12 protein-coding genes and 1 riboswitch are annotated in these 17,098 nt (G+C 71.6%); of the genes, 4 read left to right on the top strand and 8 right to left on the bottom strand.

Features of this window, described 5'->3' with window-relative positions:
- Positions 1-25: 25 nt before the first annotated feature.
- The 4 genes from cydD to hisC all read right to left on the bottom strand — a co-directional run bounded on the left by cydD (position 26) and on the right by hisC (position 7,717).
- Positions 26-3,700, bottom strand: coding sequence for a thiol reductant ABC exporter subunit CydD (gene cydD / locus OG422_RS15675; protein ID WP_405743398.1), 3,675 nt, complete (start codon positions 3,698-3,700; stop codon positions 26-28).
- A gap of 153 nt (positions 3,701-3,853) precedes the next feature.
- Positions 3,854-4,855 (bottom strand): cytochrome d ubiquinol oxidase subunit II, encoded by a 1,002-nt coding sequence (cydB, locus tag OG422_RS15670; protein WP_405743397.1) that lies wholly within the window; start codon positions 4,853-4,855, stop codon positions 3,854-3,856.
- Positions 4,856-4,864: 9 nt separating this feature from the next.
- A complete protein-coding gene (locus tag OG422_RS15665; RefSeq protein ID WP_405743396.1) occupies positions 4,865-6,370 on the bottom strand; it encodes a cytochrome ubiquinol oxidase subunit I in 1,506 nt (501 codons plus the stop codon).
- Between the two features lie 267 nt (positions 6,371-6,637).
- Positions 6,638-7,717 (bottom strand): histidinol-phosphate transaminase, encoded by a 1,080-nt coding sequence (gene hisC / locus OG422_RS15660; protein ID WP_405743395.1) that lies wholly within the window; start codon positions 7,715-7,717, stop codon positions 6,638-6,640.
- 399 nt (positions 7,718-8,116) lie between these two features.
- On the opposite strand from hisC, the gene OG422_RS15655 reads away from it, so the two are divergent.
- The gene (locus tag OG422_RS15655; protein ID WP_037680208.1) at positions 8,117-9,217 is read left to right on the top strand and encodes a LacI family DNA-binding transcriptional regulator; all 1,101 of its coding nucleotides are present in this window, start codon (positions 8,117-8,119) and stop codon (positions 9,215-9,217) included.
- A gap of 390 nt (positions 9,218-9,607) precedes the next feature.
- A complete protein-coding gene (locus OG422_RS15650; RefSeq protein ID WP_405743394.1) occupies positions 9,608-10,696 on the top strand; it encodes a metallophosphoesterase in 1,089 nt (362 codons plus the stop codon).
- Positions 10,697-10,742: 46 nt separating this feature from the next.
- Here the strand turns inward: OG422_RS15650 and OG422_RS15645 are convergent, their stop codons facing one another.
- Together OG422_RS15645 and OG422_RS15640 are read right to left on the bottom strand one after the other, a co-directional pair.
- On the bottom strand, positions 10,743-11,135 hold the full coding sequence (locus OG422_RS15645) for a hypothetical protein (RefSeq protein WP_143943488.1): 393 nt from the start codon (positions 11,133-11,135) through the stop codon (positions 10,743-10,745).
- Positions 11,132-11,752 carry a TetR/AcrR family transcriptional regulator C-terminal ligand-binding domain-containing protein gene (locus OG422_RS15640; protein ID WP_405743393.1) on the bottom strand — a complete coding sequence of 207 codons (621 nt, stop codon included), beginning with the start codon at positions 11,750-11,752 and terminating at the stop codon, positions 11,132-11,134. Before OG422_RS15640 ends, OG422_RS15645 begins: the two co-directional genes overlap by 4 nt.
- A 157-nt stretch (positions 11,753-11,909) precedes the next feature.
- Here OG422_RS15640 and OG422_RS15635 point away from each other — a divergent pair, with 157 nt between their 5' ends.
- Complete coding sequence (locus tag OG422_RS15635; protein ID WP_405743392.1) at positions 11,910-12,953, top strand: aldo/keto reductase; 1,044 nt, start codon at positions 11,910-11,912, stop codon at positions 12,951-12,953.
- 101 nt (positions 12,954-13,054) lie between these two features.
- On the opposite strand, the gene thiC is transcribed toward OG422_RS15635, so the two are convergent.
- Positions 13,055-14,848 (bottom strand): phosphomethylpyrimidine synthase ThiC, encoded by a 1,794-nt coding sequence (gene thiC, locus OG422_RS15630; RefSeq protein ID WP_143943491.1) that lies wholly within the window; start codon positions 14,846-14,848, stop codon positions 13,055-13,057.
- A riboswitch (TPP riboswitch) is annotated at positions 14,843-14,998 on the bottom strand. It overlaps the preceding gene by 6 nt.
- 69 nt (positions 14,999-15,067) lie before the next feature.
- Here thiC and OG422_RS15625 point away from each other — a divergent pair.
- Entirely contained in the window at positions 15,068-16,474 is a 1,407-nt protein-coding gene (locus OG422_RS15625) for a YibE/F family protein (RefSeq protein ID WP_405743391.1), read from the top strand.
- Positions 16,475-16,618: 144 nt separating this feature from the next.
- On the opposite strand, the gene OG422_RS15620 is transcribed toward OG422_RS15625, so the two are convergent.
- A complete protein-coding gene (locus OG422_RS15620; RefSeq protein ID WP_143943492.1) occupies positions 16,619-17,044 on the bottom strand; it encodes an SsgA family sporulation/cell division regulator in 426 nt (141 codons plus the stop codon).
- Positions 17,045-17,098 lie beyond the last annotated feature (54 nt).

Here is a 17,098-nt window from a genome sequence, read left to right as displayed (position 1 = left end):
CCCGGGCGGGCAGGGGCACGTTCCCCTACCCGCGCGCCGCCCCCGCCATCGCCTCGCGCCCCTCCGGGCCCGGTACGGACCCGGCACCGTACACCGCGTCCACCGCCCGTTCGCGCTCCAGCATCCGGCGGAACGGGCCGTCCGCCGCGGCCAGCTCCCCGTAGCCGCCGTGCTGGACGGGGCGGCCGTCGGCCAGCACCAGGATCTCGTCGACCGCGTCGAGGCCGGTGAGCCGGTGGGTGATCAGGACCGTGGTGCGGCCCTCCGTCGCGGCCAGCAGATCGGCGGTGAGTGCGTCGGCGGTGGCCAGGTCCAGATGCTCGGCGGGCTCATCCAGGACGAGGACGGGGAAGTCGGCCAGCAGCGCGCGGGCCAGCGCCAGCCGGCGGCGCTGGCCGCCCGAGAGGCGGGCGCCGTGCTCGCCGACCATCGTGTCGAGCCCGTCGGGCAGGGACCGCACCCACGCGGCGAGCCGGGCCCGTTCCAGCGCCTCCCACAGGTCGTCGTCGCCGGTCACCTCCGGTGCGGCGAGCCGGAGGTTCTCCCGCAGCGAGCTGTCGAAGACGTGCGCGTCCTGCGCGCAGAGCCCGACGAGCCGCCGCACCGCGTCGCCGTCCAGCTCCGCGGCGTCCGTCCCGGCCAGGGTGTACGCGCCCGCCTCGCGGTCCAGGAACCGCACCAGCACCTGCGCCAGCGTGGTCTTGCCGGAGCCGGACGGCCCGACGACCGCGAGCCGCCGCCCGGCGTGCAACGTGAAACCGACCTCGTCCAGCGCCGGTACCGCCTGCCCCGGGTGGCGCGCCGTCAGCCCCCGTACGACCAGCGGGAACGGTGCGTCGGGCGCTGTCTTCGGCGCCTCCGGCTCGCGGACCGGTGCGGGCGCGTCCAGCACCTCGAAGACCCGCTCGGCGGCGCGCCGGGTCCGCAGCCGGTACTGCGCGGCGAGCGGCAGCCCGGACACCGCCTCGAAGGCGGCCAGCGGTGTCAGCACCACGACGGCGAGGGCGACGCCGTCCAGCCGCCCGGCGTGCACCGCCTGCACGCCCAGCAGCGCGGAGGCGGTGACGGTCAGCCCGCTCAACAGCGCCGACAGTCCGGCGCCCGCCCCGGCGGCCCGCGCGGAGCGGGACGCGATCCGGGTCAGCTCCCCGTCCGCGTCCTTCACCGACGCGGTACGGGAGGCGAGCGCGCCCGCGACGGTCAGCTCGGCGGTGCCGGTGAGCAGGTCGACGACGCGGGTGGCGAGGGTGCCGCGGGCCGGGGCCAGGCGGCGTTCGGCGCGCCGGGACAGCGCGGCCGACAGCAGCGGCACCCCGGCCCCGGCGAGCAGCAGTCCGACGGCGAGCACGGCGCCCGCTTCCGGCAGCAGCCAGGCGGTGAAGCCGACGGCGCCCACGCCGACCACCACGGCCGCCCCGGCCGGGAGCAGCCAGCGCAGGAAGTGGTCCTGCACGGCGTCGACGTCGGCGACCAGCCGGGAGAGCAGATCGCCGCGGCGCCGCTCCCGCAGCCCGGCGGGCGCCAGCCGCTCCAGCCGCCGGTAGACCGCCACCCGTACGTCGGCGAGCATCCGGAACACCGCGTCGTGCGCCACCAGCCGCTCCGCGTAACGGAACACGGCGCGGCCGATGCCGAAGGCGCGGGTCGCGGTGACCGCCACCATCAGGTAGAGCACCGGGGGCTGCTCCGAAGCCCGGGAGATCAGCCAGCCGGACGTCGCCATCAGGCCGATCGCGCTGGCCAGCGCGAGGCTGCCGAGCAGCAGCGCCAGCGCGAACCGTCCCCGGCGCGCCCGCGCCATCCGCCGCAGCCGGGCGAGCGCGGAGCCGCCGGAGGGGTGCGTGTCCGGGCTGCCCGAAGTCTCCGGTGCCGTCGCGTCCCCGGAGGCGTCCGCCGGGGCCGCCGCCCGCGCCGCCGCGCCGGGCTCCCGCCGCAGGGCCGCACCCTCGGCCTCCGCCGCATCGGCTTCCGGATCCGGCAGCCGCACCACCCGGTCCGCCACCGCCAGCAGCGCCGGACGGTGGACGACGAGCAGCACCGTCCGTCCGGCGGCCAGGCGGCGGACCGCGTCGACGACGGCCGCCTCCGTCGCGCCGTCCAGGTTCGCGGTCGGCTCGTCCAGGAGCAGGACCGGCCGGTCGGCGAGGAAGGCCCGGGCCAGTCCGATGCGCTGTCGCTGACCTGCGGAGAGACCCGCGCCGGACTCGCCGATGCGGGTGGCGGCACCGTCCGGGAGCGCGTCGATGAAGTCGAGCGCGCCCGCGTCCCTCAGCGCCCGGCGCAGCGCCGCATCGTCGGCGTCCGGGCGCGCCAGCCGGACGTTCTCGGCGAGCGTCCCGGCGAAGAGGTGCGGCTGCTGCGGCACCCAGGCGATCCGGGCGCGCCAGGCGTCGGGGTCGAGGGTGGCGAGGTCGGTGCCGTCGACGAGGACCCGGCCGCCGGACGGCGTGGTGAAGCCGAGGGCGACGCTCAGCAGGGTGGACTTCCCGGCGCCGGACGGGCCGGTCAGGGCGACGGTCTCGCCCTCCCGCACCTCGAACGACGTCGCCGGGAGCGACGGAGTCCGGCGCCCCGGGTGGCGGACGACGAGGCCGTCGACGGTCAGCGCGGTACCGGCGGGCGGCGGAGCCGTCCCGGCGGGCGTCAGCGGCGTCTCCAGGACGGCGAAGATCTCCTCGGCGGCCGCCAGGCCCTCCGCCGCCGCGTGGTACTGCGCGCCCACCTGCCGCAGCGGCAGATACGCCTCGGGCGCCAGGATCAGCACCATCAGCCCGGTGGTCAGGTCGAGTTCGCCGTGGACCAGCCGCATGCCGATGCCGACGGCGACCAGCGCGACGGAGAGGGTGGCGAGGAGTTCCAGCGCGAAGGAGGAGAGGAACGCGATCCGCAGGGTGCGCAGGGTCGCGCGGCGATAGGTGCCGGTCAGCGTGCGGATGGCGGTGGCCTGGGCCTTGGCCCGGCCGAAGACCTTCAGCGTCGGCAGGCCCTCGACAACGTCGAGGAAGTGGCCGGAGAGCCGGGACAGCAGCCGCCACTGCCGGTCCATCCGCGCCTGGGTGGCCCAGCCGATGAGGACCATGAACAGCGGGATCAGCGGCAGCGTGACGACGATGGTCAGCGCGGAGATCCAATCGCCGGTGACGATCCGCGCCAGCACGGCGACGGGCACGACGACGGCGAGGCCGAGCTGCGGCAGATAGCGGGCGAAGTAGTCGTCCAGCGCGTCGATACCGCGGGTGGCGAGGGTGGCGAGTTCACCGGTGCGCCGCTCGGCACCGTCCGCGCCCCGCGCTTCGCCGCCTTCCGGCACCGGCACCGGAACCGGCGCCGGTTCCGCAGAGCCGTCGCCGCCGGTGCGCCGCGTGGGCGCGCCCGGACCGAGCAGCGCCGCCCGTTCCACCAGCCGGGTCCGCAGCTCGGACTTGACCGCGGCGCTCGCCCGGTGCGCGGCGAGTTCGGTGAGCCAGGAGACCAGCCCACGCCCGGCAGAGACGGCGGCGAGCAGCGCGACCGGAACGGCCAGGTCACCGAGGTCGCGGCCCTGCTGGAAGGCGCCGACCACGATCTCGGCGACGAACATCGCCTGGCCGATGACGAGACCCGCGCCGGCCAGCCCTAGGAGCACCACGGCGACGAGGAATCCACGGGTGGCGCGGGCGTGACGGATCAAGCGCGGGTCGATGGGTTTCACGTGAAACATCCGTCCTGGCAAGCCGGTTGGCGCCGCTCCGGGGAGCGGAACCGCCCGGCGGGCTCGGGCTGGCGGTCCGGGAGGGCGCCGGTCCCCGGCAGGAGATCCGGCACCACCCCGGCGGGTGCCCGCGGCGCCCCCTAGTGGGAAGGCGCCACGGACCTAGTGGGCCTCGGCGATGTGCTGGGTGCCGATGCGCTTGCGGAACACCCAGTACGTCCATCCCTGGTAGAGCACCACGATCGGCGTCGCGATCCCGGCGCACCAGGTCATGATCTTCAGGGTGTACGGGCTGGACGAGGCGTTGGTGACCGTGAGGCTCCAGGCATCGTTCAGCGTCGACGGCATGACGTTCGGGAAGAGCGTCAGGAACAGCATCGCCACCGCGGCGATGATCGTGAGGCCGGAGAAGCTGAACGCCCAGCCCTCCCGGCCCGCCCGGTTGGCACCGAGCGCCGCGAGCAGCGCGACGACCGCCACGACCAGTGCGACCAGGCTGGCGCCGTCGCCCCGGTGCGCCTGCGTCCAGACCAGGAAGGCGGCCGCCAGCACCGCGGCGACCAGCCCGAGCCCGGTCGCCATCCGGCGGGCCCGCTCCCTTATGTCACCGACCGTCTTGAGCGCGGTGAAGACCGCACCGTGGAAGGTGAACAGCGTCAGCGTGACCAGCCCGCCCAGCAGCGCGTACGGGTTGAGCAGGTCCAGGACACCGCCGACGTACTCCTTGTGCGCGTCGATCTTCACGCCGTGGACGATGTTGCCGAACGCCACGCCCCACAGGAACGCGGGCAGCAGCGAGGTCCAGAAGATCGCGTGCTCCCAGTTGCGCTGCCACCTCTCCTCGCTGCGCTTGGCGCGGTACTCGAAGGCGACACCGCGCACGATCAGGCAGACGAGAATCACCAGCAGCGGCAGGTAGAAGCCGGAGAAGAGAGTGGCGTACCACTCCGGGAAGGCGGCGAAGGTGGCGCCGCCGGCGGTCAGCAGCCACACCTCGTTGCCGTCCCAGACCGGACCGATGGTGTTGATCAGGACCCGCCGCTCCGTGCGGTCCCGGGCGAGCAGTTTGGTGAGGACACCGACCCCGAAGTCGAAGCCCTCCAGGAAGAAGTAGCCCGTCCAGAGCACGGCGATGAGGACGAACCAGACGTCGTGGAGTTGCACGGTCGCCTCCTAGTACGAGAAGGCCATCGGCCGGTCGGCGTCGGAGTCGCCGCCGATCCTGGTGGGCGGGTTGAGGTCGTCGTCGGTGAGTTCTGGCGGTCCGGCCTTGACGTACTTCACCAGCAGCCGCACCTCGACGACGGCGAGGATCGCGTAGAGCGCGGTGAAGACGATCATCGAGGTGAGCACCTCGCCCTGGGAGACGCCGGGGGAGACCGAGTCGGAGGTGCGCAGCACGCCGTAGACGGCCCACGGCTGGCGGCCCATCTCGGTGAATATCCAGCCCCAGGAGTTGGCGATCAGCGGGAAGCCGAGGGTGACGAACGCCAGCGACCAGTACCACTTGCTCAGCCGGGCGCCGAGCGCGGTGTTCTTCGTGAGCGCGAGCCGGGGTGGCTCATCGTCCCCGGTCCGCAGCCCCGGCGCGAGCCAGAACTTCTTCCGGGTCAGCCAGAGCCCGGCCAGGCCGATGGCGAAGGACGTCATCCCGAAGCCGATCATCCAGCGGAAGCCCCAGTACGCGACGGGGATGTTGGGCCGGTAATCGCCCGGCCCGAACCGCTGCTGTTCGGCCTTGTTGACGTCGTTGATGCCCGGCACCGGCGAGGAGAAGTCGTTGTGGGCGAGGAAGGAGAGGAGGCCGGGGATCTCGACGGCGACCTTGTTGTGGCCCTTGTCGACGTCGCCGTAGGCGAAGACGGAGAACGGTGCGGGCTCCTCCTTGTCCCACAGCGCCTCGGCGGCGGCCATCTTCATCGGCTGCTGCTTGAACATCACCTTGCCGAGCGTGTCGCCGCTGATCGCGGTGAGCATCCCGGCGATCACCAGCGTGACCAGCCCGAGCCGCAGCGACGTTCGCATCACCGTGACGTGCTTCTTGCGCATCAGGTGGTACGCGGAGATGCCGACCATGAACGCGGCGCCGGTGAGGAAGGCGGCGGTGAGGGTGTGGAAGACGACGACCAGCGTGGTGTCCTGGGTGAGCACCTTCCAGAAGTCGGTCAGCTCGGCCCGGCCGTTCGCGGCGTTGTACTTGTAGCCGACCGGGTGCTGCATCCAGGAGTTGGCCGCCAGGATGAAGTAGGCGGACAGCATGGTGCCGATCGAGACCATCCACATGCAGAAGCAGTGGATCTTCTTCGGCAGCTTGTCCCAGCCGAAGATCCACAGTCCGATGAAAGTGGACTCGAAGAAGAACGCCAGGAGCGCTTCGAACGCGAGCGGGGCACCGAAGATGTCACCGACGAAGCGTGAGTAGTCGGACCAGTTCATGCCGAACTGGAACTCCTGGACGATGCCGGTGACGACACCCATCGCGATATTGATCAGGAAAAGCTTGCCCCAGAACTTGGTGGCTCGAAGGTACTTCTCCTTGCCCGTCCGTACCCATGCGGTCTCCAGCCCGGCCACCAGAGCCGCGAGGGAGATCGTCAGGGGCACGAAGAGGAAGTGGTAGACGGTGGTGATGCCGAATTGCCATCGCGCCAAGGTCTCTGGCGCCAACGCCAGCTCCACGTCGGTTCTCCTTACGTCGCCGCTTCACTACGGCTTTCGCCCTTTATGCACGCAGTGAAGCGGGACATAAACGGCGCGCTTGTGAACGCGTTCACATTCACAAGCGATTATCTCCTATGCCCCGGAGCTGCCCGGACGGGGGGTACGTGACCGTGGTCACGCCCCCGGAACCGCTCCGCATCGCGACTCCCGGCGGCCGAACCACCCCGCGCACGCAAAAGGCCGCGGGCCCGTAGGACCCGCGGCCTCCTGACCTGAAATGTTCCGTCACACCGTCTTGCGGAACTCCTCGGCGACCCCCAGGAACAGATCCATCGCCGCGCTCTCGCCGATCGTCACGCGCACACCCTCACCCGCGAACGGCCGCACCACGACCCCCGCCCGCTCACACGCCTCGGCGAACTCCACCGTCCGCTCCCCCAGCCGCAGCCAGACGAAGTTCGCCTCGGACGGCGGCAGCTCCCAGCCCTGCGCGGCCAGCGCCGCGACGACCCGCGTCCGCTCGGCGACCAGCGCATCGACCCGCTCCAGCAGCGCCGCCTCACTGCGCAGCGACGCCACCGCCGCCTCCTGCGCCAGCTGACTGACACCGAACGGCACCGCCGTCTTGCGCAGCGCCGCGGCCACCGGCTCGTGCGCCACCGCGAACCCGATCCGCAGCCCCGCCAGGCCGTACGCCTTGGAGAAGGTCCGCAGCACGCAGACGTTGGGGCGGTCCCGGTAGAGGTCGACGCCGTCCGGCACCTCGGGGTCGCGGATGAACTCGCGGTACGCCTCGTCCAGCACCACCAGAATGCCGTCCGGCACCCGGTCGAGGAACGCCTCCAGCTCGGCCCGGCGCACAACGGTGCCGGTGGGATTGTTGGGGTTGCAGACGAAGATCAACCGGGTGCGGTCGGTGATCGCCGCCAGCATGGCGTCCAGATCGTGCACCTCACCGGAGGTCAGCGGCACCTTCACGGAGGTGGCCCCCGAGACCTGGGTGACGATCGGGTACGCCTCGAACGACCGCCAGGCGTAGATCACTTCGTCGCCCGGACCGGCCGTGGCCTGCACCAGCTGCTGCGCCACACCCACCGAGCCGGTGCCGGTCGCCAGGTGCTCCACCGGCACCGAGAAGCGCTCGGCCAGCTCCGCCATCAGCCCCGTGCAGGCCATGTCGGGGTAACGGTTGAAGGCGCCCGCCGCCTCGACGGCCCGCTCCAGGACGCCGGGCAGCGGGGGATAGGGGTTCTCGTTGGAGGACAGCTTGTACGCCACCGGCCCGTCCGACGCCGCCGGCCGGCCGGGCTTGTAGGTGGGGATGCCGTCCAGCGCCGCACGCAGCTTCGGGGTCTTCTCGCTCACCGCAGGTCCTCCTCGACCGTCCCGCTCGACACGAATACTGCACACCTTATGAGGATTCCCCCGCCCGGCGGCAGTCCCCACGGAGCCATGGCGGCCGCCGCTCCGTGCTCCCATGCCGCGCCCGCCGCCCGGCCGCACAAGGGGCGCACGCTCCATAACCGTGCGCCGGTGGCTCACTCCCTGGCGCGCGTCCCCCGTGAAGGTGACTTGAGACCTCTTCGAGACCTGAGAACATCGCCAGGCGAACACCCCAACCGACCCAGCGAACCATCAAACACCCCGTTAACTACCTTTCTTTCCATGGCAACTGACGATGCATCACCATGCAGAAATGTTCCTCCTCCGGCACGTCAGGCGATCCCCTCCGATGGGCTTTCCGAGCCCTACTATCGGCTCGCCATGACAGCAGCAGGGAACCACCAGGTGAGCCGGTCGACCGGTCGCCGGCTGGGGCGGGCAGGCATCCGGGATGTGGCCGCCGCGGCCGGTGTATCGATCACGACCGTCTCCGACGCGCTCAACGGCAAGGGCCGGCTTCCGGACGCCACCCGCAGCCACGTCCGCGAAGTGGCCGACCGGCTGGGTTACCGCCCGTCCGCCGCCGCCCGCACGCTCCGTACCGGCAAGTCAGGGCTGATCGGCCTGACCGTGACCACGTACGGGGATGAACCTTTCACCTTTACGGAATTCCCCTACTTCGCCGAGATGGCGAGAGCCGCCACCTCCGCCGCCCTGGCCCGCGGATACGCGCTGGTCATCCTCCCCGCGACGTCCCGCCACGACGTGTGGTCCAACGTCGCCCTCGACGGCACCGTCGTCATCGACCCGGCGGACGGCGACCCCGTCGTCACCGAGCTCGTCCGCCACGGCCTCCCCGTCGTCTCCGACGGCCGCCCCGGCGGCTCCCTGCCCGTGACCGGGTGGGTCGACAACGACCACGAGGCCGCCGTCCTCGGCCTCCTCGACCATCTCGCCGCGGCCGGCGCCCGCCGCATCGGCCTGCTCACCGGCACCACGACCGACACCTACACCCGCCTGTCCACCACCGCCTACCTGCAGTGGTGCGAACGCGTCGGCCAGGACCCGGTCTACGAGTCCTACCCGGCGCACGACCCTTGTGCGGGCGCCGTCGCCGCCGACCGGCTGCTGGCCCGCCCGGACCGCCCCGACGCCGTCTACGGGCTCTTCGACCCGAACGGCACCGACCTGCTCGCCGCCGCGCGCCGCTACGGCCTGCGCGTACCGGACGATCTGCTGCTGGTGTGCTGCAGCGAGTCCACCGTCTACGCCACCACCGAGCCGCCGATCACCACGCTGTCCCTCAAGCCCCGCCGGATCGGCACCGCCGTCGTCCAGATCCTCATCGACGCCATCGAGGGGCTGGCCACCGAGGGCCCCGTCGAGCAGGTGATACCGACCGACCTGATCGTGCGGACGTCGTCCCAGCGGCGCTCGCCCCGCACGACCGTCAGTCCGCCGCGCGGCCCGGCCGGCGACTGACCGGGCGCGTGGCCGGTGCGCCGGCCACGGGCACCGTACGGTGTCCTCGGCCGACGCACCTCCGCGCGGCGGCACCGCACTTGTACGCCGTGGGCCGTGATCATGGGCCGATCGGCGGGTACGCTCCCGGAATCGGCGGGGCGCACGCCCCGGCGGTGAACGGGCGCCCTTGTCGGTGCCCGGAAAAAACGGGTTGATCTCGGGAGAAAACATCCGGGAACGCCGGGCTCCGGCGGATTGACCACCCCCTGGTGCGTCACAACCCGCGAGCAGCGTTCCTATGATGGGCGAACGACACCGCGGACCGCCGTCGACCAGGCAAAGGTCCGAGAGGTACACGGCGGCGCGATGGTGGAGGGGTCAATGACTCAGGGGGCCGGTCAGGGACCCATGGCATGGACCATGGCGGCACACACTCCGGCGTCCTCATCGCCGTCCGGACCGTTCGACGGCGCCCCCTTGGACCCGCCGCAGGACAACACCCCCGCACCGCCCCCCGCGGCGCCCGCCGCCCCGCCGCAACCCGACGAACTGCCCGACGGGTACACGCCAACCGCCCGCGATCTCCCGGTCATCGGCGCGGGCCGCACGGACACCCTCATCGACCAGCCCGCCGCGCATCTGCTGCCCGCCCCGGAGACCGAGGGCGAGGCGGCCGCCGGTCCCGGCCCCCTCTACGTCGTCGGCGATGTGCACGGCTACTACGACGAGCTGCGCGAGGCGCTGACCGCCGAGGGCCTGATCGACGCGGATGGCAGCTGGGCGGCGGGCAACGCCCGGCTGTGGTTCCTCGGCGACTTCACCGACCGTGGTCCGGACGGCATCGGCGTCATCGACCTCGTCATGCAGCTGTCCGCCGAGGCGGCGGCGGCCGGTGGGTACTGCAAGGCGCTGATGGGCAACCACGAGCTGCTGCTGCTGGGCGCCAAGCGGTTCGGTGACACCCCCGTCCAGTCCGGCGCGGGCACCGCGTCGTTCCAGGCCGCCTGGCTGCTCAACGGCGGCCAGAAGACCGATATGGACCGTCTGGAGGACCACCACCTCCAGTGGATGGCCCGGCTGGACGCCGTGATGGAGGAGGACGGGCATCTGCTCGTGCACTCCGACACCACCGCGTACCTCGAATACGGCGATTCGATCGAGGCCGTCAACGACACCGTCCACGACGTCCTGACCCGCAGCGAAGCCGACGAAGTCTGGGATCTCTTCCGGAAGTTCACCAAGCGCTTCGCGTTCCGCGACGCATCCGGCGCCGAGGCCGCGCGCCGTCTCCTCGACACCTACGGCGGCACGCGCGTCGTGCACGGCCACAGCCCGATCCCGTATCTGCTGGGCGAGGTCGGCACGGAGGACAGCGACGGCGAGCAGGTCGCCGTCGAGGGCCCGCACGTCTACGCCGATGGTCTGGCCATCGCGATGGACGGCGGCGTGACCATGGCCGGAAAGCTGCTCGTCACCCAACTACCGCTGAATTCCTGAACGTTGATACGCGGCGCGTCCCCCAAGGGTCGCCGTCCGGGGTGCGTCAGGTGACGGCGAGCCAGATGACCCCGGCGCTGAAGAAGGTGGCGGCGAGAGCGAGCGGCGCGTAACGGATGCGGCGTATGCGGTCGACGCGGTGGAGCCCGAAGCCCAGCAGCACGGCGAGGAGCAGCACGGCGAGCGTGCCGATCGTGCCGGGCAGGGCGCCCTGGCTGAATCCGAACTCCCCGGCATGCCGGAGAAACCAGACCACGCCCACCCACTTCATGTCCCACCCCTGTGTGTCTCCGCTGCCCAGCCCCTCGCCGAGGCGGGCCGGGACGGCCAACGTAGCAATCCCGGGCGGCGAGCCGCGGCACGGGGACGCGGCGGACGGCAACCGGAACGCGTCCGCCGGTACGGTCGCCGCGCCCGGTACGGCCGACAGCCCAGTCACTCCGCCGACCTGGTGAAGACCCCCGCCCGTGCGGCCGCGACCGTGGCTTCCGCGGCGCGGTCCGCGGCCGCCTCGTCGAGCAGCGCGTCGCTGGTCAGCAGGCGGTAGTAGAGCGGGGCCGAGACGGCGCGTACGACCTCGCGGGTATCGGTGTCCTCGGGGAGTTCGCCCCGTTCGACGGCCTGTTGGACGCACGGTTGCCACGCGTCGACGCGGATCTCGTAGAAGCGGTGGAGGGCGGCCGCCGTCTGGTCGTCGCAGGTGGCAGCGGCGATCACCGCTTTGAAGAGGGCCCCTTGGCGCGGGTCGGCGAGCGTGCGCCGCACCAGTCGGGCGTTCGCGCGGAGGTCGCCGAGGAGCGTGCCCGTCTCCGTACGCGGCAGTGACTGCTCGGCCATGTCCGCGAGCAGGTCGGCGACGAGCTGCGTCGGCGAACCCCACCGGCGGTACACCGTCGTCCTCCCCACCTCGGCGCGGCGGGCCACCTCGGCCAGGTCCAGGTGGGCGAGGCCGCCTTCCGCGAGGGCGTCCCCGGCGGCCCGCAGGACCGCGGCCCGCACGCGTGCGGTGCGTCCGCCCGGGCGCACGCTCCCGGGATCCGTACTTTCGGTCGCCATAACGGGACTCCCGTTCCATTAGATGGATGGACTCTGCTACGTTGAGCCTCATATTAACGGGATGGCAATCCCTTTAGTTGGGCTGTCCCGTGTCGTCGGGCACCGTCCCGTCCCACCCGTCTCCGCGGACGGGGCGGCACAAAGAAGGGGAAACGGCATGGAATACAGGCAGCTGGGCGCGTCGGGGCTGAGGGTTCCGCAACTGAGCTTCGGCGCGGGTACCTTCGGCGGACGCGGCGAACTCTTCGGCGCCTGGGGCACCACCGACGCGGTGGAAGCGCGCCGCCTCGTGGACATCTGCCTCGACGCGGGAGTCACCCTGTTCGACACCGCCGATGTCTACTCCGGCGGCGCCTCGGAGGAAGTCCTCGGCGCCGCCATCAAGGGCCGCCGCGACCGGGTCCTCCTCTCCACCAAAGCCGGTCTGCCCCTGGGCGACGGCCCGGCCGACTGGGGAACCTCCCGTTCCCGCCTGCTCAAGGCCGTCGACGACGCACTGCGCCGCCTCGGCACCGACCACATCGACCTCTTCCAGCTGCACGCCTTCGATGCCGGAACACCGGTCGAGGAAGTCCTCTCCACCCTCGACGGCCTCGTACGGAGCGGAAAGATCCGCTACACCGGGGTCTCCAACTTCTCCGGCTGGCAGCTGATGAAATCGCTCGCCGTCGCGGACCGGTACGGCTACCCGCGCCACACGGCCCACCAGGTCTACTACTCGCTCGTCGGCCGCGACTACGAGTGGGAGCTGATGCCCCTCGCCCAGGACCAAGGCGTCGGCGCCCTCGTCTGGAGCCCCCTCGGGTGGGGACGGCTGACCGGGAAGATCCGCCGGGGCGAGCCGCTCCCGGACGGCAGCCGCCTGCACCGGACGGCGGACTACGGCCCTCCCGTGGAGGAGGAACTCCTGTACCGGGTCGTCGACGCCCTCGACAAGATCGCCCAGGAAACCGGGAAGACCGTGCCGCAGATCGCCCTCAACTGGCTACTGCGGCGCCCGACCGTCTCCTCGGTGATCATCGGCGCCCGCGATGAGGCACAGCTCCGGCAGAACCTCGGCGCGGTCGGCTGGAGCCTGACCCCCGACCAGGTGGCGCGGCTCGACGCCGCGAGCGCCAAGGCCGCCCCGTACCCCTACTTCCCGTACGAGCGCCAGGAGGGCTTCGCGCGGCTCAACCCGTCGCCGCTGGGGCGCCCGTAGAGCCGGGACGCTGCCGCACGCGGCCGACCTGGGACGTTCGTCGGTCGACCGGAGCGCACCGGGGCCCGCCCATGGCGGAGGAGCCCCGGTGCGGCGGAGGGTCAGTCGGCCAGCGGGAGGTAGACGCGGTTGCCCGCGGCGGCGAACTCCTTGGACTTCTCCAGCATGCCCGCCTCGACCTCCTCGGGGCTGGCGCCGTCCCCGCCGCCGAACTGCTCCGTGATGCTCCTGCTGATCTTCATCGAGCAGAACTTCGGCCCGCACATGGAGCAGAAGTGCGCCGTCTTCGCCGGTTCCGCGGGCAGCGTCGCATCGTGGAACTCCCGCGCGGTGTCGGGGTCGAGGGCCAGATGGAACTGGTCCTCCCAGCGGAACTCGAAGCGGGCGTCCGACAGCGCGTCGTCCCACTCCTGGGCGCCGGGGTGTCCCTTGGCGAGGTCCGCCGCATGGGCCGCGATCTTGTACGTGATGACGCCGGTCTTCACATCGTCGCGGTCCGGCAGGCCCAGATGCTCCTTGGGCGTGACGTAGCAGAGCATCGCCGTACCCCACCAGGCGATCATCGCGGCGCCGATACCCGACGTGATGTGGTCGTAGGCGGGCGCGATGTCCGTGGTCAGCGGGCCGAGCGTGTAGAACGGCGCCTCCTCGCAGATCTCCTGCTGAAGGTCGACGTTCTCCTTGATCTTGTGCATCGGGACATGGCCCGGGCCCTCGATCATCGTCTGCACTCCGTGCGCCTTGGCGACCTTGTTCAGCTCGCCGAGCGTCCGCAGCTCCGCGAACTGCGCCTCGTCGTTGGCGTCCGCGATCGACCCCGGACGCAGCCCGTCACCGAGCGAGAACGTCACGTCGTACGACGCCAGAATGTCGCACAGCTCCTCGAAATGCGTGTAGAGGAACGACTCCTGATGGTGCGCCAGACACCAGGCGGCCATGATCGAGCCGCCACGGGAGACGATGCCGGTCTTGCGGCGGGCGGTCAGCGGCACGTACCGCAGCAGCACACCGGCGTGGACCGTCATGTAGTCGACGCCCTGTTCCGCCTGCTCGATGACGGTGTCCTTGTAGATCTCCCAATTCAGCTCCTCGGCCTTGCCGTCGACCTTCTCCAGCGCCTGGTAGAGGGGGACGGTGCCGATCGGCACGGGGGAGTTGCGCAGCACCCATTCGCGGGTGGTGTGGATGTTGCGGCCGGTGGAGAGGTCCATGACCGTGTCGGCGCCCCAGCGTGTCGCCCAGGTCATCTTCTCCACCTCCTCCTCGATGGACGAGGTGACCGCGGAATTGCCGATGTTGGCGTTGACCTTCACCAGGAAGTTCTTGCCGATGATCATCGGCTCGATCTCCGGGTGGTTGACGTTCGCCGGGAGCACCGCGCGGCCCACCGCGATCTCGTCACGGACGAACTCGGGCGTCACGCCCTCGCGGACCGCGACGTACTCCATCTCCGTGGTGATCTCGCCGCGCCGCGCATAGGCGAGTTGGCTGACCGCCGAGCCGCCCCGCCCGCGCCGGGGCCGGCGGGGCCGCCCGGGGAAGACCGCGTCGAGATTGCGCAGGCCACCGCGGGGTGAGGTGTGTTTGAGACCGTCGTCCTCGGGTCGCGGCGGGCGGCCCGCGTACTCCTCGGTGTCGCCCCGCGCGGTGATCCAGTTCTCCCGCAGCGGTGCCAGACCGCGGCGGACATCGGTGTCGATCTGGGGATCGGTGTACGGACCTGACGTGTCGTACAGCGTCACGTCCTTACCGTTGGTGAGGTGCACTCGCCGGACCGGTACCCGCAGGTCGGGGCGTGATCCGGCGACGTAGTCCTTGTGCTGGCCGAACTCCTTGACGGAGCCGTCCCGCTCGGACTCGCCGTTTTCGGGCGTGCGTGCATCCTGCAGAGCCATGAAGACCCAACTCCCTACGCCGGCATTACCCGGTAACAGGTTCGGCGGTCGACGCAGCGGCTTCCGTCCGCGACGTTTCACGTGAAACGTCGTCGGGACGAAGGTCAGCGCCCTCTCAGCCCGGTGCTCCGAGCTCCCGCGATTGCAAAGGTGGCACCACGGTAGCGGCCGGTACGGCGAGGTGGCCAGGGGGCCCGGGCTTCTTGCGATGATCGGGCGGTGACCGGCATCGACACGTCCTCGCCCTCTTCCGTCCCGCCCCAGGCCCACGGCCATGGGCACGGGCACGGGCACGGCCATACGCACGGGCACGGGCACGGCCCGGCGGCGCCCGTCTCCCGGCATCTGCGGAAGATCATCGCCGCGGTGCTGATCCCGTTCGCCGTCGCCGTCGCGGTCGGCCTGGTGGTGCTGTGGCCGGGCGGCGCACCCGGCCACAAACCGTCCGGCGTCGGCTTCGACCAGCCCCAGGAGTCGGCCCGCGTGACCAAGGTCGCCGAGGTCGACTGCGCCAAGGTCCACGCCCAGGAGCAGCCGGTCCCGGGCGAGCAGCCGAACGGGCGCCCGGCGAAGGCCAAGGGGCCCTGCGAGGTGGCGACGGTGGAGGTGACGACGGGCGAGAACGCCGGGCGGACCTTCGAGACGGTGGTCACCCCGGACGCGCTGCGCCACTACACCACCGGGCAGGAGGTCCGGGTCGCGTACTCCCCCAAGGCGCCGAAGGAGTTGCAGTACTCGATCAGCGATGTCGACCGGACCGTACCGATGTGGGTGCTGGCCGCGCTCTTCGCGTGCGCCGTCGTCGTGGTGGGAAGGCTGCGCGGGGTGCTGGCCCTGGTCGCTCTGGTGGCGAGCTTCGGGGTGCTGACGCTGTTCATCCTCCCGGCGATCCTGCAGGGCTCGAATCCACTGGTCGTCGCGGTGGTCGGCGGCAGCGCGATCATGCTGATCGCGCTGTACATGTGCCACGGTCTGACGGCCAGGACCTCGGTCGCGGTCCTCGGCACCCTCGCCTCGCTGCTGCTCATCGGGCTGCTCGGCTCGGTGTTCATCGGCTGGGCGCTGCTGACCGGCAACACCGACGACTTCACGGGGCTGGTGCACGGGCTCTTCCCGGACATCGAGATCCGGGGCCTGCTGCTGGCGGGCATCATCATCGGTTCGCTGGGGGTGCTCGACGATGTGACGGTCACCCAGACCGCGGCCGTGTGGGAGCTGAAGGAGGCCGATCCGTCGGCGTCCTGGCGCACGCTGTACCGCGCGGCGATGCGGATCGGCCGGGACCACATCGCCTCGGTGGTGAACACCCTCGTCCTGGCCTACGCGGGCGCGGCGCTGCCGCTCATGCTGCTCTTCTCGATCGCGCAGAGCGGGGTGGGCGCGGTCGCGGGGAGCGAGGTGGTGGCCGAGGAGCTCGTGCGGACGCTGGTCGGCAGCATCGGGCTGGTCGCGTCGGTGCCGCTGACGACGCTGCTGGCCGCGCTGGTCGTCTCGGCCGACCGCGTACGGCCGGGCACTGCCGGGAACGGGGCGGCCGGCCGGGACGCCGGTGCTCCACCGGCCGGGGGCCGGGCGGCCGCGCGGCGCGGCGGACGCGGGACGCGCGGGCGGCGCCGCAAGGTGTGAGGGCCGCCGGGGGCGGAGTCGGGTACCGGCGAGAGCGGTCGCCGGGCCGACCGGGCCCGAGGGTGGCGCTCGGCCCGGACCGCCGGGGGACAGGGTGGTTCGGGCCGCCGCGGACGGCGGGGCTGCCCGCGGACGAGGGCGAGGTCAACTCGCCTTCGACGCCTCGGTGAGGATGCGGTCCAGTACGGCCTCCAAGGTGTCGCACACCTCTTCCGCACCGAGCGGCACCAAGCGGTCCGTACGGTCGAGGAAGGCCACCAGAGGCGGGGCGCTGACGCGGAAAAGCGCGCGTTCGGAGCCCACTTGGAGACTGATGAAGACATCGCTGAGATGCCCGCCGCCGGCCGGTTCGATGCGCACATCGCCCTCACCGGAGGGTCTGCTCAGCCCGTCGAGCATCAGCTCACGACTGAAGGCCCAGGTCACCGGCATATCACCGGGTAGGTCGAAGGTGAGGCGGACGGCGTACGGATCGGCGCTGTCGAAGTCCAGCTGCACCGGGATCCGGAAGGCGAGTTCCTCGGAAACGAGGAAGCTCATGATCACTTCTGCCTGAACTGTGTCGGTCATCAACCACTGCCCCGCACTAGATCGGGATGGCCGGGATTCGTCCCCCGAGGCCCT

This window comes from Streptomyces sp. NBC_01525 (genome assembly GCF_045040405.1).
Taxonomy (GTDB): Bacteria; Actinomycetota; Actinomycetes; order Streptomycetales; family Streptomycetaceae; genus Streptomyces; species Streptomyces benahoarensis.
The sequence above is the reverse complement of the archived record's forward strand: the minus strand, read 5'-3'. Positions and strand labels throughout refer to the sequence as shown.